Source organism: Chryseobacterium sp. JAH, from assembly GCF_001507335.1.
Taxonomy (GTDB): domain Bacteria; phylum Bacteroidota; class Bacteroidia; order Flavobacteriales; family Weeksellaceae; genus Chryseobacterium.
Genome location: NZ_LMAH01000002.1, coordinates 502,474 through 523,019, shown reverse-complemented (window position 1 = coordinate 523,019; position 20,546 = coordinate 502,474). Strand labels below are relative to the sequence as shown.

General features: G+C 35.9%; 23 protein-coding genes. 10 read left to right on the top strand and 13 right to left on the bottom strand.

Annotation, left to right across the window (positions count from 1 at the left end):
- Positions 1–39: 39 nt before the first annotated feature.
- The 5 genes from AR685_RS05995 to AR685_RS05975 all read left to right on the top strand — a co-directional run bounded on the left by AR685_RS05995 (position 40) and on the right by AR685_RS05975 (position 6,337).
- The gene (locus tag AR685_RS05995; protein WP_059124013.1) at positions 40–1,158 is read left to right on the top strand and encodes an ATP-binding protein; all 1,119 of its coding nucleotides are present in this window, start codon (positions 40–42) and stop codon (positions 1,156–1,158) included.
- A 278-nt stretch (positions 1,159–1,436) separates the two neighbouring features.
- Positions 1,437–2,063: a TetR/AcrR family transcriptional regulator gene (locus AR685_RS05990; RefSeq protein ID WP_059124012.1), complete on the top strand. Its 627-nt coding sequence runs from the start codon at positions 1,437–1,439 to the stop codon at positions 2,061–2,063.
- Positions 2,047–3,360 (top strand): TolC family protein, encoded by a 1,314-nt coding sequence (locus tag AR685_RS05985; protein ID WP_047442622.1) that lies wholly within the window; start codon positions 2,047–2,049, stop codon positions 3,358–3,360. Before AR685_RS05990 ends, AR685_RS05985 begins: the two co-directional genes overlap by 17 nt.
- A gap of 19 nt (positions 3,361–3,379) precedes the next feature.
- On the top strand, positions 3,380–4,483 hold the full coding sequence (locus tag AR685_RS05980) for an HlyD family secretion protein (RefSeq protein ID WP_047442624.1): 1,104 nt from the start codon (positions 3,380–3,382) through the stop codon (positions 4,481–4,483).
- 279 nt (positions 4,484–4,762) lie between these two features.
- Positions 4,763–6,337 (top strand): DHA2 family efflux MFS transporter permease subunit, encoded by a 1,575-nt coding sequence (locus AR685_RS05975; protein ID WP_047442626.1) that lies wholly within the window; start codon positions 4,763–4,765, stop codon positions 6,335–6,337.
- Between the two features lie 94 nt (positions 6,338–6,431).
- On the opposite strand, the gene AR685_RS18085 is transcribed toward AR685_RS05975, so the two are convergent.
- Positions 6,432–6,572 (bottom strand): hypothetical protein, encoded by a 141-nt coding sequence (locus AR685_RS18085; protein WP_165592800.1) that lies wholly within the window; start codon positions 6,570–6,572, stop codon positions 6,432–6,434.
- A gap of 12 nt (positions 6,573–6,584) precedes the next feature.
- Entirely contained in the window at positions 6,585–6,947 is a 363-nt protein-coding gene (locus AR685_RS05970) for a winged helix-turn-helix transcriptional regulator (RefSeq protein ID WP_059124011.1), read from the bottom strand.
- 90 nt (positions 6,948–7,037) lie between these two features.
- On the opposite strand from AR685_RS05970, the gene AR685_RS05965 reads away from it, so the two are divergent.
- Positions 7,038–7,568 carry an NAD(P)H-dependent oxidoreductase gene (locus tag AR685_RS05965; RefSeq protein WP_047442629.1) on the top strand — a complete coding sequence of 177 codons (531 nt, stop codon included), beginning with the start codon at positions 7,038–7,040 and terminating at the stop codon, positions 7,566–7,568.
- A 70-nt stretch (positions 7,569–7,638) separates the two neighbouring features.
- Here AR685_RS05965 and AR685_RS05960 read toward each other — a convergent pair whose 3' ends face one another.
- Both AR685_RS05960 and AR685_RS05955 read right to left on the bottom strand, forming a co-directional pair.
- Positions 7,639–8,652: a TQO small subunit DoxD gene (locus tag AR685_RS05960; RefSeq protein WP_117584624.1), complete on the bottom strand. Its 1,014-nt coding sequence runs from the start codon at positions 8,650–8,652 to the stop codon at positions 7,639–7,641.
- Positions 8,653–8,699: 47 nt separating this feature from the next.
- Complete coding sequence (locus AR685_RS05955; RefSeq protein WP_047442631.1) at positions 8,700–9,077, bottom strand: hypothetical protein; 378 nt, start codon at positions 9,075–9,077, stop codon at positions 8,700–8,702.
- A 138-nt stretch (positions 9,078–9,215) separates the two neighbouring features.
- Between AR685_RS05955 and AR685_RS05950 the strand changes: the two genes are divergently transcribed.
- Positions 9,216–10,115: an EamA family transporter gene (locus AR685_RS05950; protein ID WP_047442632.1), complete on the top strand. Its 900-nt coding sequence runs from the start codon at positions 9,216–9,218 to the stop codon at positions 10,113–10,115.
- Positions 10,116–10,178: 63 nt separating this feature from the next.
- Here AR685_RS05950 and AR685_RS18390 read toward each other — a convergent pair whose 3' ends face one another.
- A complete protein-coding gene (locus AR685_RS18390) occupies positions 10,179–10,334 on the bottom strand; it encodes a T9SS type A sorting domain-containing protein (protein ID WP_410492910.1) in 156 nt (51 codons plus the stop codon).
- On the bottom strand, positions 10,331–11,557 hold the full coding sequence (locus AR685_RS05945; protein ID WP_059124009.1) for a hypothetical protein: 1,227 nt from the start codon (positions 11,555–11,557) through the stop codon (positions 10,331–10,333). Before AR685_RS05945 ends, AR685_RS18390 begins: the two co-directional genes overlap by 4 nt.
- A gap of 297 nt (positions 11,558–11,854) precedes the next feature.
- Between AR685_RS05945 and AR685_RS05940 the strand changes: the two genes are divergently transcribed.
- Positions 11,855–12,175 (top strand): hypothetical protein, encoded by a 321-nt coding sequence (locus tag AR685_RS05940; RefSeq protein ID WP_059124008.1) that lies wholly within the window; start codon positions 11,855–11,857, stop codon positions 12,173–12,175.
- Positions 12,172–12,726, top strand: a complete 555-nt coding sequence (locus tag AR685_RS05935) for a DNA-3-methyladenine glycosylase I (protein WP_059124007.1) — start codon at positions 12,172–12,174, stop codon at positions 12,724–12,726. Before AR685_RS05940 ends, AR685_RS05935 begins: the two co-directional genes overlap by 4 nt.
- A 28-nt stretch (positions 12,727–12,754) precedes the next feature.
- On the opposite strand, the gene AR685_RS05930 is transcribed toward AR685_RS05935, so the two are convergent.
- The 5 genes from AR685_RS05930 to AR685_RS05910 all read right to left on the bottom strand — a co-directional run bounded on the left by AR685_RS05930 (position 12,755) and on the right by AR685_RS05910 (position 17,596).
- A complete protein-coding gene (locus AR685_RS05930; RefSeq protein ID WP_059124006.1) occupies positions 12,755–12,994 on the bottom strand; it encodes a hypothetical protein in 240 nt (79 codons plus the stop codon).
- 17 nt (positions 12,995–13,011) lie between these two features.
- Entirely contained in the window at positions 13,012–13,377 is a 366-nt protein-coding gene (locus AR685_RS05925; RefSeq protein ID WP_059124005.1) for a hypothetical protein, read from the bottom strand.
- 75 nt (positions 13,378–13,452) lie between these two features.
- Positions 13,453–14,922, bottom strand: coding sequence for an FAD-dependent oxidoreductase (locus tag AR685_RS05920; RefSeq protein ID WP_059124004.1), 1,470 nt, complete (start codon positions 14,920–14,922; stop codon positions 13,453–13,455).
- Between the two features lie 40 nt (positions 14,923–14,962).
- Complete coding sequence (locus AR685_RS05915) at positions 14,963–16,549, bottom strand: patatin-like phospholipase family protein (protein ID WP_059124146.1); 1,587 nt, start codon at positions 16,547–16,549, stop codon at positions 14,963–14,965.
- 147 nt (positions 16,550–16,696) lie between these two features.
- Entirely contained in the window at positions 16,697–17,596 is a 900-nt protein-coding gene (locus tag AR685_RS05910) for a CorA family divalent cation transporter (RefSeq protein WP_047442640.1), read from the bottom strand.
- Between the two features lie 78 nt (positions 17,597–17,674).
- Between AR685_RS05910 and AR685_RS05905 the strand changes: the two genes are divergently transcribed.
- Positions 17,675–18,697: a 3-oxoacyl-ACP synthase III family protein gene (locus AR685_RS05905; RefSeq protein WP_059124003.1), complete on the top strand. Its 1,023-nt coding sequence runs from the start codon at positions 17,675–17,677 to the stop codon at positions 18,695–18,697.
- 195 nt (positions 18,698–18,892) lie between these two features.
- Here AR685_RS05905 and AR685_RS05900 read toward each other — a convergent pair whose 3' ends face one another.
- A complete protein-coding gene (locus AR685_RS05900) occupies positions 18,893–20,053 on the bottom strand; it encodes a thioredoxin family protein (RefSeq protein WP_059124002.1) in 1,161 nt (386 codons plus the stop codon).
- Positions 20,054–20,214: 161 nt separating this feature from the next.
- On the bottom strand, positions 20,215–20,472 hold the full coding sequence (locus AR685_RS05895) for a hypothetical protein (protein ID WP_117584623.1): 258 nt from the start codon (positions 20,470–20,472) through the stop codon (positions 20,215–20,217).
- Between the last annotated feature and the right edge of the window lie 74 nt (positions 20,473–20,546).

The following is a 20,546-nucleotide window of genomic DNA, read 5'->3' as shown; positions in this document are numbered from 1 at the left end:
CCAATTTCCTTTTCCATAAAAATCTTTTATCTTTGAAACATGAATTGGGAAAACATCGCCGGACAGGAAAATCTTAAGAAACTTCTTCAGGACAGCATTACCGAAAACAGAGTAAGCCATGCTCAGCTTTTCATTGGAAAAGAAGGTTACGGAACGATGCCACTTGTTTTAGCCTACGCTAAAGAAATTTTAAAAGGTGAAAACGAACACGCTGCGTCAAAGGTTGAACATCTGAATCACTTAGATCTTCATTTCTGTTTTCCTGTTTTTACCGATAACAAAAACTCTTTAAGTAAAAATAAATTTGATCAGTTCAGAGAGATGATTCTCGAATCGCCTTACGCCAGTTATGATGACTGGACGGCTTTTTTGGAATCAGAAAACAAACAGTTGTTTATTTCAGCAGATGAAATTGATGATCAGAATCAAAAATTTGCTCTCAAAAGTTTTGAAGGCGGAACCAAAATTCTCATTGTGTGGCGAGCAGATAAAATGAATGTTGCCGCCTCCAATAAATTTTTAAAGTTTTTGGAAGAGCCGCCAGCCAAAACCATTATTCTTTTGACAGCAGAAAGCGCTGACGATATTTTACCAACGATACTTTCTCGTACACAGATAGTAGAAGTTCCGAGAATTGCAGATGCTGATTTAAATATTTATCTGAAAAATAAACTTTCTTCTTCAGATGATCAGGCTAAAGCCATTACTTACGAAGCCCAGGGGGATTTAAATGAAGCTGTAAAACTGCTACATTCAGAAATCAAGAATCCTGAGTTTGAAAAACTTTTCGTGCAATGGGTTCGTGATGCATTTATGGTGAAGAAGAAGCCTGAGTTTCTTAAGAATATCATTCTTTGGGCTCGAGAAATAGCCGGGTGGAACAGAGAGAAACAGAAAAATTTCCTGAATTATGCTTCCGAAATTTTCAGATTGGCTTTACTGCAAAATTATCAGTCAGAAGAGTTGGTTTACAAAAAAATTGATGCCAACGGATTCAATTGGGCTGGGTTTTCTAAATTTATCAGTGGTGCAAATATTATCAGTATTTTAGATGAAATCAATGCAGCAGATCTACATTTAACCCGAAACGGAAACCCTAAAATTGTATGGACAGATTTAGGAATAAAGTTATCAAGGTACATTCATAAAAACTCATAGAAATTCAGACTTCGGTCTGAATTTTTTCTTTTTAAAATAAAAATTTCTAGCATGCAGTTATGCTCGAAAATTTTACTCATCAGACACATTTGATGTTTATCAATCGGCTTCATTTAGACTGATCTAAGAGGCTAGGTTAGGTATTCTACAATCTTCAATGACCATTTCGATAACCAAAATCTATTTATCCGATACTCAAAATCTAAATTAAAAATCAATCAAACGTTTGATTTTTGTTAAAATTCGATGTACATTTGCATCCGAAAAAATAACATATAATGATTTCAAAAGAAGAAAATATATTGTTTGCGGCCGAGAATCTCTTTGCAGAAAAGGGTTTTCCTGGAACTTCGACTAGGGAAATTTCTAAAGCAGCGAACGTTAATATTTCGATGATCTCCTATTATTTCGGTTCAAAAGAAAAATTGTACGAGAAATTAGTTGAGTACAGAATGAAAGAAGGCCAGTATTTTTCAAATGAAATTTTAGAACGTACAGATATCAACGAGTGGGAAAAGATAGAGAGAATCGTTGATCAGTTTGCAGGAAGAGTGCGCAACCATAAAATGTTCTTCAGGATTATGCAGAGAGAGCAGCTGTACAGCGACAATCCGCAGATTGTTAAATTTCTGAAAGAGACCAAACTCAGTTTCATCGCCATGTACTCTAAGATTCTGGAAAGTGGTTTAGAAAAAGGAATTTTCACTAAAAATCCACCGATCTATTTACTGCATTCTACCGTGAGCGGAACATTATTTTATGCTTCGAATGCCAAGCAGATGTACAAAGATTTTCTTAAAAATGAGGAAGACGAAATGGTTTTTGAAGAAACGTATTTCAACGAGCTTACACAACATATAAAACATATTTTAAAAGACCTTTTAGGTTATGAAGAGAATAAATAACTCAGTTCTTGTACTGTCCCTTCTTGCAGGAATGATGTACACACACGCTCAGGAGAAAAAACAGCTCAGCCTTGATGAAGCCGTACAGTTGGGAATCCAGAACAGTAAAAGTTTAAAAATAGATGCTGCCAAAATAGAAGAAGCAACCGCTGATCTTTTGGAAGCAAAAAACAGACAGCTTCCCGAACTAAAAGTCTCTGCAAGTTATCTTTACTTACCATTGAAACCTAATGTTGACATCAGACTTCCCGGTGTATCAGGTGCAGGGGGACCGGAAGTTCATCAAGTTGCTTATGGATCAGCAAACTTAAGTATTCCGATTTATAGCGGTGGAAGAATCAAATACGGTATTCAATCTGCAAAATATCTGGTGGAAGCATCAAAATTAAGCACGGAAAATGACAAAGTTGCGATTGCTTACAATGTGGCTCAGGCTTACAATAATTTATTCAAAGCTAATCAGTCGATTAAAGTATTAGAAGAAAATTTAAGTGCTTCTCAAAAAAGAGATGAAACTTTTCTTAAGCTTGAGAACAACGGAGTAATTGCAAGAAATGACCGTTTAAAGGCAAATCTTCAGACTTCGAACATTGAATTACAGTTATTAGAAGCACAAAACAATTACAACATTGCCAATATCAATATGGATCTCTTGTTAGGACTTCCTGAGAATACCGAAATTGAAGTTGATCAACAATATATTACTGAAGCAGATGATGTGAAGACGGTTGATTTTTATTTAAATGAAGCCAGAGAAAACCGTAAAGATCTGCAGGCTTTAGATCAGCAGCGAAAAGCAGCAGAGTTAGGAACGAAATCAGCGAAAGCAGAGAATCTGCCTTCGATAGCGTTTACAAGTGGTTATGTTGCAGCAGATATTCCTAAATTCTTAACGATTTACAATGCAGTGAATGTTGGAGTAGGCGTTTCTTACAATTTATCAAATCTCTGGAAAGAAAACTCTGCTTTGAAGCAGTCTAAAGCGAGAGAAATGCAGTTGTCGGCAACCAATGAAATGATGAATGACAATATTAAGTTAGAAGTCAACAGAGAATATCAGAATTCAGATTATTCTAAAAAGAGAATTGCTGTTTTTGAAAAAGCTGCGGTTCAGGCCAATGAAAATTACAGAATTACAAAAAATAAATACGATAACGGTTTAGCAACAATGACAGAACTCTTGGATGCTGATGCAGCGCAAATTGCTGCCAACGTCGGAGTGATCAATGCAAAAGCGGATGCGGCCCTGGCGTACAGAAAACTATTACAGACTACAGGAACTTTAACAATCAAATAAAAACAGAACGATATCCAAAATGGAAAATAACAATACTCAAGCAGCTGAACCTAAAAAGAAAAAAAGTTTAGTTTTCCCCATCATTTTAGCCGTCATCATCGTTGTAGGTGGAATTTACGGTTACAGAACTTATTCTTACGGTCAGGTTCATGAAGAAACAGATGACGCTCAGATTGCATCTAACATGAATCCTGTAATTTCTAAAATTTCGGGTTACGTGGCAGAAGTAAAAGTGAAAGACAATCAGTTTGTAAAAAAGGGTGATACTTTGGTTATTTTAGATAATAAAGACCAGAGAATGGCTTTGGAACAGGCTCAGGCAGCTTTATCGACAGCGAAAAGCAATATTTCTTCTGCTCAGTCTTCTACCAACGCTACTTCAAAGAATATCAGCAGTTCGCAAGCCGCAGTAGCAACAGCGAATGCACAGATTGAAGCTGCAAAAGTAAACGTCTGGAAAACTTCTCAGGATTTAAAAAGATATTCAGTTTTGGTAAAAGACCATTCAATTACAGAACAGCAATATGAGCAGGCTTTGGCTGCAAAACAGTCTGCAGATAAGCAGTTGCAGGTTTTGGTTGATACAAGAAATCAGATTGCACAGCAAACCGGAATTGCTTCTTCTCAAACTGAGGCTAGTTCTCAGCAGATTTCAGTGGCCGGTTCGGTAGCGAAACAGAGAGAAGTGGATGTGGAAAGTGCGAGATTAAATCTTTCTTACACCGTAATTACAGCTCCTGAAGATGGTTTTGTAGGAAAAGTTCCTATTCAGGCAGGACAGTTTTTGCAGGCGGGTTCTCAGTTATTCAGTTTGGTTAAAAATGATCAGAAATGGGTAATTGCCAATTTTAAAGAAACTCAGGTTGCTAAAATGGTGGAAGGACAGAAAGTGAAAATCGAGATCGATGCTTTTCCAGATACCGATTTTGAAGGTGTGGTGAGTTCATTCTCTCCTGCAACAGGTTCTACATTCTCCATTTTGCCTCCGGATAACGCAAGTGGAAACTTTGTGAAAGTGGTTCAGAGACTTCCAATTAAAATCGATTTTGTAAAATTGGATCCGAACATTGCCAAAAGACTGAGAACAGGAATGAATGTGAAAGCAGAAGTTTCTTTGAAATAATATTGAAATAGTGAAAGGTCAATAAACTTTGTTGTCAATAGTGAATTTGCTTCGCTGTCAATTTAAACTGACTGCTTTAAAATTCGCTATCGATTGACGAAACAAATTTACCATTCACATCTATAAAAGTATATCAGTGAATTGTCAATTTTGCAGAGGCAAGTCAATTATGAATTGAGAATGCAGTAGGATTGATGCTATTTGGAAATGAAGAAGGAAAATTGACCACGGAGTTGATTGACTATTGACAATTCACTTTTTTACATCGTAAAAAAAACTATGCAAGATTCATTAGTAGAATATGGAGCCCGAAGAGTGATCATCACGATCACAGCGATTCTTTGTGCTTTGCTTGAAATTGTGGATTCCACGATTGTGAACGTTGCCCTGAACGAGATGAAGGGGAACATGGGAGCCACGCTTTCTGAAGTGGGCTGGGTGATTACAGCTTATGCAATTGGTAACGTGATTGTGGTACCGATGACGAGCTGGCTTTCACAACAGTTTGGAAGAAGAAATTATTTTGCCGCTTCCATTATTATCTTTACTATTTTCTCATTCTTATGCGGAAATGCCGATAATATCTGGGAACTCGTATTTTTCAGACTTTGCCAGGGAATTGGAGGTGGAGCTTTGCTCGTGACCTCACAAACAATCATCACAGAATCCTATCCCGTTGAAAAACGAAGCATGGCTCAGGCTATCTACGGTTTGGGAGTAATTATCGGTCCAACATTGGGTCCGCCATTGGGAGGATATATTGTTGATAATTACAGCTGGCCGTATATTTTTTATATTAATATTCCAATCGGGATTGCAGCGACTTTGATGACATTACAGTTTGTAAAAAGTCCAAAATTCTCTGAAAAACGTAAAGCTTCAGATGTTGACTGGTTAGGGATTATGCTTTTGGCATTAACGGTAGGTTCTTTACAGTTTATTCTGGAAAGAGGTCATGAAGAAGACTGGTTTGAAAGCGGAATGATTGTAACCTTTACCACGACAGCTGTTTTAGGATTTATCTTATTCTTGTGGCGAGAACTGACCTTTAAATATCCGATTGTGGAACTCCGGGTTTTAAAGAATGGAAATTTAAGAATCGGAACCGTGATGTCTTTCGTGTTAGGATTTGGTCTGTATGGTTCAACGTTTATTGTTCCTTTATATACGCAGAGTATTTTAGGCTGGACGGCACTTCAGTCCGGAGCCCTAATGATTCCCGCAGCTTTAACGACAGCATTTATGATGCCGATTATCGGAAGGTTACTTTCTAAAGGCGCAAAACAGCAGATTTTGGTTTCATTGGGATTATTCATTTTCTTCGTATACAGTTTCTGGGGTTACAAAATATTAACGCCTGACACCAGTAAAGAAGCATTTTTCTGGATGCTGATTGTAAGAGGAATGGGACTTGGTTTACTGTTTATTCCGATTACTTCGCTTTCATTAAGTACATTGAAAGGTCAGGAAATCGGGCAGGGGGCAGCCTTTACAGGAATGATGCGACAGTTGGGTGGTTCTTTCGGAATCGCTGCGATCACAACATTTATTGCCAACGCCAGCCAAAAGTACAGGGTGAATTTAATATCCCATCTCGATGGCGACAGTCTCGATGTTCAGCAGCGACTGGCAGGTTTAAAAGCCAATTTTATTGCTAAAGGAATGACTCCCGATGCTGCTATGAATGCCGCTTACAAAGTCTTGGATATGACCGTCACCAAACAGGCAACCGTGCTGTCTTATATGGATGTGTTTCTATATTTGGGAATAGCCTTCCTGGTTTGTATCCCGTTTATCCTGTTTATCAGAGAACGGAAAAGCAAAGAAAAGATAGATTTAAGTGGCGTACACTAAAAAAAAAAACCTCTGATCATTTCAGAGGTTTTTTTTGTTGAATTCATAAAGGGACAGGCTGTCACGGATGTATCTTTGCCTAACCGATAATGGTTTAAACTTTCCCAACTTGGGAAAGTCTCCCTCCAAACCAGGGCAACGAAATATGACGCGTGTTTTGTCTCCCCTGAAACAGTTTCTTACCGTCCCAATTTGGGAAAGCTTCCCCCGAAACAGATTTTGACCGATGTGACATTTTATAATATGCTTAATTCTCAATGCTTGACTTATGCATTGTTCCCCATTTATCCAGTTCTACGATAACAGGTTTTAGCTGATAGCCAATTTCAGTCAGTTCATATTCAACTCTTGGCGGAACTTCGGCAAACACGGTTCTTGTCACAATTTTATCCTCCTCCAGTTTTCTAAGTTGAAGCGTAAGCATGCGTTCGGTAATATTTCCAAGGCTTTTTCTCAGTTCCCCGAATCTCAGTTTTCCATTAATTAAATAGCTGCAGATCGCCAGTGACCATTGTCCGCCAATCAGTTTCGAAGCGTAGAGCTCCGGACACTCTTCTACAAGAGCTTTTTTGTTGGCGAAATTGGTCGAGGTTTCCTTTATTTTAGTCATTACTTACATTTTTTATAGTACCGTACAATTGGTGGCTACTATCCGAATTGTAAGTTACACTTATTATTTTTGTAGAAGAAATTTTAAAATATGAAAACATTAGTAATAGTAACTCATCCTACTATGGACGAATCTTTAATCAACAAAAGATGGGTGGAAGAACTGAATAAATTTCCCGAAAAGTATGTGGTTCACGAACTGTACAAATCTTATCCGGATGAAATATTAGATATAAAAAAAGAACAGGAACTGGTGGAAGCGTACGACAAGATTATTTTTCAGTTTCCATTTTATTGGTTCAGCAGTCCGTCTCTCTTGAAAAAATGGTTTGATGGAGTGTTGTTGCACGGTTGGGCATACGGAAGCAAAAGCGGATATAAAGTTGGTGGAAAAAAGGTTGCGCTGGCCATATCTGCAGGTGTTGATGATGAAGATTTCAGAGCTGATGGAAAATACAGACATACTGTCATTGAATTCACAAGACCTTTCGAGCTCAGTTTCGAGTACATTAAAGCAGATTATCAAAAACCTTTTGTTTACTATGGTTTAGAGCATAATGTTTCTAAAGAATGGATTGAAAGAAGTGTTCCGCTTTATCTGGATTTTATTGACCGCTTATAAATGAAAAAACCTCTGAATTTTTCAGAGGTTTTTTGCTGTCAGAATATATATATTCTTTACTAGTTTAAACTTATTCTGTTTTCGCAATCCATTCTGTACCGCTGATATCGGTCAGTTTGATCACAGAAATATTTTTGCTTTGTAGAGGAACTTCTTTTAAATCGATTGTTAAATCAGCCTTTGCACCCAGCGGAATAATTAAACTGTGTTTTCCAGGTTTTATCTTTGATACATAATGATTTTGAATGTTGTTCTTTGGGAATTTCGAAAGTTCGGCACTATTTAAGGAGTGAATGGTTTCTCCTTTTTCGTTAATTAAATCAATTCCGATAAGAAATGATCCGTAAACATCCACACCTTCTGTTCTGTAAATTTCAAACTGTATCTGTGACTGATTTGTTTTAATATTTGATATTTCAACTTTAGGTTTCACCGATTTATTGTGTAAGGTTCCAAAAACACCACCATGAAAATACTGATTGGTAAATAGCGTAAGTGAAAGAATCAGCAATGATCCTGTTAAATTAAAACTCTTACGATTTAATAAAGGAAAAACACCAGAGGCTGTCCATTTAAACCATTTTTTCTCAGTAAAATGATACTTGTTTCTTAGATGTTGATCTAGTGAATAAGTACTGCTTCCCGTGAGAAACAGGGTAAATCCGCAAGCAATTCCCAAAACGCCTATCTGCCACTCGTCTAAGCAGGTTGTTCCTATCCATCCTGATCCCAAAAGTATTCCCATGGCTAAACTGAAAACTCCTAAAGCCATTAATCGGGTGAACAGCCCGAAAATAATAAACAATCCTACGAGTCCTTCAATAATGGTAAAAGTAATCATAGAGGTTTGCAGTGCATTAGGATGGGTAACCAAATATTCGATAATCGGTTTTATTCCTAAAGCATTGGGTAAAAAATGATTGAATTTTTCTCCGATATATCCTGCTTCATCGGGAGTCAATTTGTTTTCGAGAATTAGCCTGCGCCAGAATGCTGAAAAGTAAGTCCAGCCAATTACGAGACGGATTGATAAGGTATATAGACCAGCTCCATCAGAGGTCTGATTTGTTATTTTGTTTGTCATAGAAATATATTTAAAAGATTGTTTGTACAATTGATTTAGAAATAATTCTAAACCATATCTATCTTTAATCTTTTAAATAAAATATATTTTGGTGGACTGTTTCCGGAAGTGTTTCCGGAGTAGTTTTTAAGACGGTGAGTTTTCTTTTCAGAACTGTAATTACATGAATTTAAAAGAGCAGAAAAGAAATCGTCTTTAAATTTAGAATCAGCCTTAAAAACTGAAACTTTCGAATTGGAGCTAAAACTTTGACAGCTTGAAAAGGTTGGCGTCGTTGTTTTAACTTTGTTGACTGTAGAAATATGCTGAATATCAAAAATTCCTAACACATCTCTCTTCAATGAGCAGGGAGATAGTGAAAACGCCACAACGAGCATCAGTACGATTGCTTTGTAAATGGGTAAGTGGAGTTTTAGATTTGACATCTGGACAAAACTACGGTTTTCTAATTTAACGGAGGGAAGTCTAGAAATTTAATGCGAAATCTGACCTACAAGCGGATTAACTCAGCTCACATATTTATTATCTTTGCGTCAGTTTAAAACATAAAAATTCTGCCGCACTTGAACCATCTTAAATATTATTTAGCCGCTATCATTGCCTTCACACTGTGGGGAACTTTCAGTCTGGTTTTAAAACCGTTGCATTCGTATGCTTCACTTGATATTTTGTTTTACAGAGTTTTTAGCTGTGCTATTATTATGACTGTGGTGACGGTGCTTTTCAGAAGACTGAAGCTGAAAGATAATTTAAAATATTTTAAAAATCTTTCCCAAAATAGCAAGAAAAAGATTGTTGGTTTAAATATTTTGAGCAGTATTTTACTTACCGGAAACTGGTTTTCTTTTATCTATGTCATGAATCACATCAGTGTAAGAGCGACTTCAGTTGCGTATTTGGTGTGTCCCATTATTACGACGATTCTTGCGTTTTTTATCCTAAGAGAAAAGCTCACAAAACTGCAATGGATTTCTGTTTTTCTGAGTGGTATTGGCTGCCTTCTTTTGTCATATTCTAATCTTCTGGACATGGTTTACAGCACACTGATTGGTTCAACATATGCCTGTTACCTTATTATCCAGTCTGTAAATTCTAAATTTGATAAATTTCTGGTGCTTAATTTCCACATGATTTTATCAGCTCTGATCCTGCTTCCGTTTTTCCCTTCATACTCAGGACCGGTGCCGACGGATTTTAAGTTTTATTTCTATATTGAAATCATTGCGGTGATGTACACCATCGTGCCGTTGCTTTTAAACTTATATGCCCTGTCAGGAATTGCGTCTTCCAAAGTGGGAATGATCTTGAATATCAATCCCATTATCGCCTTTATTCTTGCCGGTGCAGTTTACAATGAAGCACTGGGAGGTTTGCAGATGGTGTCTTATTCTATTATTTTTTTAGCAGTAATTATTTTTAACGCGAAAGAAATTTTCAGGTTGAAATCTGCAGAAGCGGTTTAGAGAAATATGGCGAGTTTTTTACTTTGAAAAAATGAAACCAGCATCAATAGACTGAGCAGAACCCTATTTTTTTATTACCTTTTTAGAAAAAAAACTTCCGTCTTCATGCTCCACGGTTATGATATAGGTAGCACTAGGGAAATCTGAAATATCAACTGCCTTAGAATCAGATTTTAAAACCAATTTCCCAGACATATCTGATACAGAATATGCTTTTATTTTTTTAGTTGTAGATACAGTGAGTTTTCCTTGCGTAGGATTTGGGTAATATGAGTATCATTATTCGTTACTGTTTCCGATGTACTTAGCTCTATGTGGGATAGGTTGTATGATTTTACAAAAATACCAAGTGTCGTATTGAGGCTGTAACCTATATAGATTTTACTGTTATTGGGAGATATCAATAGATCAACATTGTAGTTAACACCTGCTGCAGAAAAGCCCTCAGTTCCCAGCGTTTCCCAAATGCTGCCGTTAAATCTTTTCACTGTTGTTTTACCGTTGTAAGCGCCATCATAATACGCAATATAGGGCACTCCGTCGAAACCAATGGCTATTTTTGTGTAGGCCGCCAATCCTGCTGAAAATAAGGGTGCACCTACAGTGACCCAATTAGTACCATTAAATTTCATAACAGTCGCTTTGGCAACTGTCATAAATTCGGAGTATGCAACGTAAGGAGTTCCATCTGGAGCAATGGCAATACTGGTAAAAAATGATGAATAATCTACAGAAAAACCAGGTATACCGACGGTAACCCAGCTGGTACCGTTAAATTTTTTTACAGTTGCTTTGCCGTTTGCTCCATAATCTCTATACACGATGTATAAAGTACCGTCCGGAGCAAAAGCGAGATTGGTGTAATATACTTCATCAGGTGAAAAGGCTTCTGTACCCACAGTTACCCAATTGGTGCCATTAAATTTTTTTACTGTGACTTTACCAGAATAAAAATTGTCCCGATAAGATATGTAAGGAGTGCCATCTGATGCAATCACTAAACTATTATCACTTGCACTTGCGGGTGTAAAACCTGGTGGCCCAACATTCACCCAGCTACTACCATTGAACTTCATCACGGTTAGTTTGCCAGCAGCTGTATAATCCATATAAGAGAGATAGGGTGTGCCATCTGGTGCAATACTAAGGCTCGTGTAGGATAATATTCCGGCTGAAAATGCGGGTAATCCTACTGTTATCCAGTTGGTTCCATTAAATTTCTTTACTGTGGCTTTGTGGCTGTCGTTGTAATCTCTATAAGCATAATATAGAGTTCCATCTGGTGCCATTGCTAAGCTAGTTACATCTGAAGTTCCGAATGAAGGCTGGGAAACACCGTCTGGTCCTACAGATTGCCAAGTCGTAGACTGGCTGTAAAGCGTAGATGAAAATGAAAAAGTTAGAAGAAGAATTATTGTTTTAAAAAGTAATTTTTTTTTCATTTTTTATAATTTTATTTGGTGGGTAATAATCTTTACAAAGGAAGCTGCATTACTGAAGTCAATTTACTACATTGTAATTACAAAATAGTTTGATTTTTCAACAGTATTCAGTTGTTTCTTTACTTTATTTTTGAAGAAGGTAATTATTTTATAAATATATGAATCATTTTTGAGTGATAAATATTTTATAATTCAAATGAATAAAATGATCTGTAGATTCTTAATTTCTCTTATATTCCAATTAATACTGACAAACAGTTGTCATGACGGTTCATTATCTTTGTTTAAAATATAGAAATGGATCAAAATAATTTCGACAAAATCATAGAACGCTCCCTGGCGATCAGAGAAAAATATCATCAATTAGAAATTCAGCAGAATGGAAGTGAATGGAGGGCGGAACAGGATGCTTTGGCTTATCTTACTGATGCCGGATTAGTTGGCAGAAATGTGATGTCAAACGAAAAAACATGGTCAAAAAAGAATGCTGCTGAAGAATTAGAACATAAATTAGGCGAAAATATCTGGTGGCTGATTGTGCTCGCCGACCGCACCGGAATCGACATCAAAGAAGCTTTAGATCAATTTTTAACCAAAACAGAAAATATATTCTCATGAGTTACTGTTCAGCCATTGAAAGAATGCAGCCCGAAAGCAGAAAAGAACTGCACAAAAAGTACCACGACAATCATTATGGTTTCCCGATTCATGATGATAACGAATTGTTTGGAAGATTGGTTATGGAAATCAACCAGGCTGGTCTGAGCTGGGAAACCATTCTGAAAAAAGAAGAAAGTTTCAGAAAAGCGTATGACAATTTCAGTATTAAAAAAGTTGCTGCCTACACTGATGAAGACCGTGAAAGATTACTCGCTGATCCCGGAATTATCAGAAATAAACTGAAAGTCAATGCTGCTATCGAAAATGCAAAAACTATTATCAAACTGCAAGAAGAATTCGGTTCGTTTGAAAAGTGGCTGGAACATCATCATCCAAAAGATTTACAGGAATGGATGAAACTCTTCAAAAAAACGTTCAAATTCACAGGCGGAGAAATTGTAAATGAGTTTCTGATGAGTATAGGTTTTCTGAAAGGTGCGCATGCAGAAGATTGTGTGGTGAATGAGAAGATTTTGAAGTATGCTCCGATGTGGATGAAGGGTAAGTAAATTATTTCAGACTTTAATATAAATCATATTAAGATGTTTTTTTGGCTTTGTAAACCGTTACGATGATTCCTACGAGCAAGAAAATAATCCCCAATATTAAAAAAGGCAACCAAAAGACAAGACAAAATTCTCCTAATTTTATAATAAATTTTGGAAAATCACCAGTTGCTGAAAACATTTTTACGGTGAAGGTAAGCATCAAAAAAGATAAAATCATCAATGACAATCCTGCAAAGAAAAAATATCTGTTAAGTAATTTTGCTTTCATAGTATATAGATTTGTTATCAGATTTGGCTGTTTAATCTTTTAATCAACATCGTGATGATTCTTTTGTTAAATTCTTTGCTATCCGAAATGTAAACTTCCATTTCTTCATCGGTAAGCATTCCAATGGTTATTCCGATGAAAGTATTTTTCAAAACATTATCCTTTTGTAGGCTTTGCTCGATCATCACTGCTTTTTTCGCGGAAGACAGCGCATTAAAATCTGAATTCTGACGGATGGCATAATTGGTAAACAGTGAAATGTACAAATCGTTCTGCAATTTCAGAATTGGGCGCAGGGTTTGGTTTTGAAAAATTTCGGCAGGTGTGGTTGTTTCAGAATTGGGAAGATTGAAAGATTCTCTGAGGTTTATTTTTGTGGTCATGGAATTTGTTGGATAAATTGTTGTTCGTAACTTGATTTAAGAACGAGTATCAAGTATATATATTCAATTTTATTATTATTTATAATGCATATAAAATTTATTTTCAAAAATTTCCTGAGGATCGTATTTTCTTTTAAATACAAAAAAAGAATCGGCTTGTGGGTACACTTTTCTCATTTTCATTTTATCTATATGAAGACGATAGGGAAGATAAAAAGTTCCCTCGTTTTTAACCGTTACATCAACGAGTTTATTGGTGAGAATTTTCATTTCACTTTCCTGCTTTTCGGTTTTCTTTTGGTTAAACAATAATACAAAACCGAAAACATTTTGTCTGGCATAATTCATAAAACTGTCTTCATCTTTATTGACTGCACGAAGCGTTATGTTGAGAAGATCAATTTCAGAATCTTTGAGAATGGGCTTAATATCTTTTATAAATTGGTTAAAATTTCTTTCAGGAATAAAATATTCATGAAGCAAATCGGTAGAATTAGGATCTTTATTTTCAATAAGAGAAACATTGCCGTTGAGTAGTTCGTTGCGGGTAAAAACGGTGTTATTTAATACTTTATTCATGCCTTTTTCTAAATCCCAACGAAGTCTTTTTCCGTATTCGCTGTCAACCGTACTTCTGAAAACGATACGCCTTATCTCTTTATTTTTTGTGCGTTGATTTTCAAGTGAGAGTGGCTTTTCGTTAGATTTTTCAAAATAAATAATGGTGGCTTCATCTAAGAATTTTTTATCTGAAATTCGCAATCTACCAAAGACAAGATTTACGTTTTGATTATCTGTGATGAATTTTTTGTAATAAGAAAGATATTCGTCAGAATTCATACTGACCGACTTGTATTTTAAAGCCAAATTATCTACAACTTTCAATTTCACATCAAGAATAATCCCGAAAAGTCCATACCCACCAATCACCAATCTAAATAATTCGGGATTTTCTTCTCGGCTGCAATTAATAATTTCGCCATTGTAGTTCATTAAAGTAAATGACATAACACTCGAAGAAACGGGAGGCAGATTTTTTTGCCATCCATGCCCATTCACACTCATCGAACCGCCCACGGAAAACGAACTGAAAGCCTGCATTACCGCAACAGATTTGCCATATTTGTCTAAATAATTGATTGCGTCTTGCCACAACGCACCGGAGCCAATTGTCAAAATATTATTTTCTTGATCGAGCTCTATATGTTTATAAGGAAGCATATTCAGGAGGATTCCATTGGGATAAATAGAATGTCCACCCATACTATGTTGAGCTCCTGCAATCGAAATTTTCAGATTTTTTTCATTGGCATATTTCAATACCTGTTTCAGTTGATTTACGATTTTAGTTTTACTATTCGGAACTTTTATTAATGTATCGATTTTCGTTAAATTCAATTGACTCGCATCATTGGCGTAACCATTTGGATTGATAATTTTCTCATCAGATTCATTCCATTTTGTTTTTAAGATATGGATTACGGGAAAAGCTATCAATGCAATGATTATTAGAATTCCAATGATCACAAAATACTTTCTTTTCATCTTTTGTAGAGTAATATCATACGAAAATACTTAAAATTTCTTACCCCACCGTCTTCGTATCCTCCTCCTTCAAAATCTTTTTCTCTTTCATTGCGACCATCATTCTTTCGCACTTATACTGTGCCCAGTCAAATTGATTCAGAAAATCTAAGGCTGCGAGAAATCCGGCGTTGAAGAGCTGTTCTTTTTCATCTCTTTTCATAAAGAAATTAAGCCAGCTGCTCGTACCACAATTCACGGTTTTGATGCTGTACAGATTATAGAAAGAGTATTTGGTCAGAAATGTTTTATCGTTGAAGCCTTTTAAAGTTCCGATAATATTTCCGGCGTAGGAGAGGGGAGTTTTCATGATTTGTTCGCTTGTTTTTCCTTTTTCCCCCAAGATTTCAGAGTCGCTGGTGAGTTGTACTCCAAACAAGGGAAGTCTCGGATAAAAAATATCATTCATGTGAAAAAGATCAATCGGGAAATTGGAAAGAGTACCGCCGTCAATGAAAATTCCGACAGGATAGATGTCTTCTTTTTGAGTATTCATCCAGAATTTCCAAGCGTATTTCACTGAATCGTCGTCTTTATTGATGAGCTTTTGCATAGGTTCAAAAAAGAAAGGCACAGACATGGAAGCCCGCACAAACTCAGCCGGACTGATGTGTTTCAGTTCTTCCTCAGACCAATAAAGATTCGCCATTGTCGGTAATTCGACTTTTATCTTTGCATTAATATCTGTGGTGATGACGATATATTCGGTTTGAAGCTGATAAAACGGATTCTTTTTGTAGTAATCATTGTTTTCAGCACTTTCGAAGAATATTCGGTAACGCGTCTCATCGATGTGTTCGAGATTATTCATTTTAATATCTTCAATTCCGTTCAGAGCGTTGGTGTAAAACTCCATTCCGTTTCCGTACCGGTAATTGAGATTCATTTGATCTTCTTTCTGAATGAATTTTTTATTCAGTTCGGCAACGGTTTTGATCTCAAATCCGTTCATCACATCGGTCATTTGTTTTAGAAAAACATTTCCAGGATTCAGTCCGCTGTTGCTTTTCCTGAAATCATTGTAAAATTTTTTAAAACAGATAAACCCAATGATAATGGGTATTAATGGAACTAAAAATAAAAGTTTAGCATTAAGAATTGTTTCAGATGAAATAATAAATGGCAACGCAATAAGAATCAACATGACTACAGAAATGATAATCAAATTGATTTTAATGAAATTTTTATTGTTGAGCATCGCATGAATGGTGGTTCTCACATACGGTTTGCCATCCATAAAATCTGCAAAATCCCAGTTGAAAAGGATGTCTTTAATGACGTCACTTTTTGCTTCTTCTTTGGTTTTACAGGCGGCGATAAGCATCGTGTTGATAGCTCCTGCACTGGTTCCTGCAACTTTCAGAAAACGGATTCCGAAGATTTCTAAAGCATAAAGATATCCGACCAATGCACTTCCCCAAACGCCACCTCCTTCCTGTACAAACTCGATATACTGATTGCCTTCTGCATCGAGAATGTCTGAAAATTCTTTAGTGGAAATGTTTTCATGTAAAGCGCTGAGCTTTTCTTTTGATTCCTGAGAAAGTACGTCGTCCTCAAGAATTTTTTGAAGGATTTCGGTTTTCATGATTTTGGTTTGGTGTTTTTTCTCTTGCTGATTTAAGTGATTTAGCATTTTTTTCTTTGTTATTCTGCTAAATCAGCGGTAGATAATTAAGTTTAGATTCCTGCGGAATGAAAAAAGTATTGGTGATTTTTTTTGTTTTTAATTGAATTACCACTGTTTTCTCCTCGCATAGATAAACGTACAAATCACAATCACTGCCATTAATCCCAATGTATAAAAATATCCATGCTTTGTGTGAAGTTCTGGCATATTGTCAAAGTTCATTCCATATAAACCGGCAATAAATGTAATCGGCAAAAAGTAGACTGAATAAATTGCCAAGACTTTCATTACCTGATTAGCTTTCTGATCAGACAACGCTAGAAACATTGAAATTAAGTTGGTAATCTGAATATTCAAGTGATCAAAATCGGCAACAACATCCTTTTGCTTATCCTTTAAATCGACGACTTCAGAATCTTCTAACTTCAGCAATTTAAACTTATCAATCGCATCGTTTGAAATTGTTAAAACTCTTGAGTTTAGTCCGGATTTTCTTTTCAGTTTATACAGACGTCTTATTTGATTGGTGTGATTTGTATTTTTAAGAAAAATTTCATTTTCAATATTATCCATGGTTTCAAAAAGGCTGATCGCTTCGTCATCAAAACTTTTCATAATCACCAAAGAAATCATTAGTGCTATTTTATGAGTGTGTACCGGATCTTGACTTTCCATCACTTCTTTCTTGGTATCGGTAATGCTTTTTGCCTTCATTCTGTGCACCGTAATAATGGTCTTTTCTAAAAGAAAAATTCCAATCTTGGTGCTTATATCGCTGATGGTGTTGAGGTTTTTGCGTTCGAGCTCTGTGCTTTCACGGAGAAGAAAAAATTTCACATTTCCATCTTCTTCATATTTGGGCAAATGATTAGGGTCTAAAGTGTCTTCCAAAAGGAGATTATTAATCTCATATCTCTCGTGCAGATACTTCATATCTTCGTCCGTAGGTGCTTCTACGTCTATCCATTCGCATCCTGAATCTCTGTAAATTGTATTGATAGGCATAAAGTAAAAATACTATAAATTTTAAAAAAATCTATGTGTAAAATAAAGTTTTATCTTTACCAAAATTAAACAAACTATATGATTAAAAGTACAATAAAAGGGATTGGATTTCACGTTCCGGATCATGTTGTCACCAATGATGATTTAGCAAAATTAATGACCACCAATGATGAGTGGATTACCGAGCGAACTGGCATTAAGGAGCGAAGACACAGAATCAACAGAAATGATGCACAGGAAACAACTGCATTCCTTGGTTTTAAAGCTTCTGAAAAAGCTCTTCAGCATGCTGGCTTAACAGCAAAAGATATTGATTACATTGTTTTTGCAACGCTTTCACCTGATTATTATTTCCCTGGTTGTGGTGTTCTGCTTCAGGAGATGTTGGGTTGCGATACCATCGGTGCTTTGGATGTGAGGAATCAGTGTTCAGGGTTTGTATATGCGATGAGTGTCGCCAATGCTTTTATTAAATCCGGAACGTATAAAAATATTTTGGTTGTAGGCGCGGAAGTTCATTCTTTCGGGCTTGATTTTTCAGATGAAGGAAGAGGTGTTTCTGTTATTTTCGGAGATGGAGCAGGGGCGATTGTGCTTTCAGCAACTGAAGATGAAAATGCTGGAGATATTTTAGCCATGAATATGCATTCTGAAGGAAAATATGCAGACGAATTGTGTACGCAGTTTCCTGGTTCAAAATATGGCTGGAGCGACAGAATGAGAAAAGAGCCTGAAAATGTAACCGACAAGGAAGTGTACCCAATCATGAACGGAAACTTTGTTTTCAAGCATGCTGTTACAAGATTCCCTGAAACCATGCAGGAAGCTTTAGATAAAGCAGGAAAGACGGTTGAAGATTTGGATATGTTTATTCCACATCAGGCGAATCTGAGAATTGCTCAGTTTGTGCAGCAGAAATTTGGTTTACCTGATGAAAAGATCCATAATAACATCCAAAAATACGGAAATACAACCGCGGCTTCTATTCCAATTGCTTTGAGCGAAGCTATAGAATTGGGTAAAATCAAAAGAGGAGATCTAGTTCTTCTTTCAGCTTTTGGTAGCGGATTTACTTGGGGAAGTGTGTTGTTTCAATATTAATAAATATTTTGCTGAATATTTTAAGAGCTACGTCATTTCGACTAGGTTTTTGAAGAAAACCGTATCGGGAAATTTTCATTAAGTATAACAAAAAGTTCTCGATACGCTTCGCTACTCGAACTGACGATGACCTATAACTAATAGAAAATCCGCTGAAATAAATTTCAGCGGATTTTCTATTAGTTAAATTAAAGTTTATAAGCTCTTCAATATTTTTTCGGTATCTGCAGTATCTTCACCTGCTGCTTTTCCTAATGCAATAGACTTTTCAGCCCAAAGTTTAGCATTTTTCTTGTCACCCACTTTGTTGTAAAGATTGGCAAGTGTATCTGTATTAGCATAATTTTCATTTTTCTTTACAGATTCCTGAGCCCATTGTACTGCAGTTTCAAGAGATGATTTTGTACTTACATTTTCAAAGAAATTCCATGCGATTGAATTCAATTCTTCTGAATTTGCAGCAGAGTAATCTTTGTAAAGATCTAAAGTCATTTTCTCATAGGTTGCAAAATCTTTTTCTTTTAAAGCTCTGTTTGATTTTGCCCTTTTTAAAAGTTTTTCAGATTCTTCTTTTGTCATGAATTTCTGAGTCTCAGTATAGAAATAAGCGTCATTCCATTTTTTTGTATCAGCACTGTATGTCTTTTTCATGATCGTATTCAGCTTGATGTTTTTTTCAAACATTTCGTAACGGTCAGCAAGCATTACCTTGATGATTTCTTGTTTTTTGTCCTGGAAAATTTTATACAGAGGACTTTCTGTACTTTGAGTTCCTGAAAGAAGCATCTGAACATCATCTTTATCTAAAGTAGTTTTTGCACTGAAATAACGGTTTAGAACTTTTCCAGCAAAATCTGCATCATTATAAATGGTAAGACCGGCAAGGTTTTTCAAAAATTCAGGATCTTTTTCTCCCTTTTCAAATTTTTGTTTCAATGAAGTCAGTCTTTTGTTCGGATCTCCTGCATCCATCGCAAACTGAATGAAATCTTTTTCCTCAACATACCCTAAAGTTCTGTGAACTTCTTCGCCATCACCATTGATGAATAAATAAGTAGGGAAAGCTTTTACATTGTATTTTTTTGCCAAATCAATACCTTCACCTTTTTCCATATCAATTTTAGCATTGATGAAATTGGCATTGTAGTAATCACCAACGGGTTTCAGAGGGAAAATGTTTTTAACCATCAGTTTACACGGTCCGCACCAAACTGCGTAAGCGTCTATAAAAATAAGTTTGTTTTCTTTTTTAGCTTTTGCTAAAAGACTTTTAAAATTGCCTTCTTCAAATTTGATTCCTTGTCCGAAAGCGATCACTGCAAAAAAAAGAAGTGATAATATTGCTGTTTTTTTCATGAAATATTTTATTGGATACAAATGTAATAATTATGTTAATATAAGGCTTTATAATTATCAATAATTCAATTCATAAAATTTAGTTAAAATATTTAGAGATAATAGGTACGAAAATGTTTTAAAATAAAAAATCCACAGAGACTTCCGTGGATTTACTTTTATTATCTAGATCCTCCCACTTCGGTGTTTGGTCGTGATTCTTTGCTCTTGTAATCTGTTGGCTTCTTCACCGTATCATTCGCCAGATTTGTAGTATCAGCAACGTTTTGTTCTGAATTGGCAACCGCAGAGTCTCCGAGATCATTTCGAGTAGAATCTTTATTGTGATCTGCTTTGAACTCTTCTCTGTTTTCTTTTTTATCAGCACAGCTTGCGAAAACTAATATTCCTAAGACCGCTGTTATCCATAATTTTTTCATAGTAAATTTTTTAATGTTTGTTATTCAAATATAAAAAAAATCCGCAGAATTTTCGTCTGCGGATTTTCCATTTT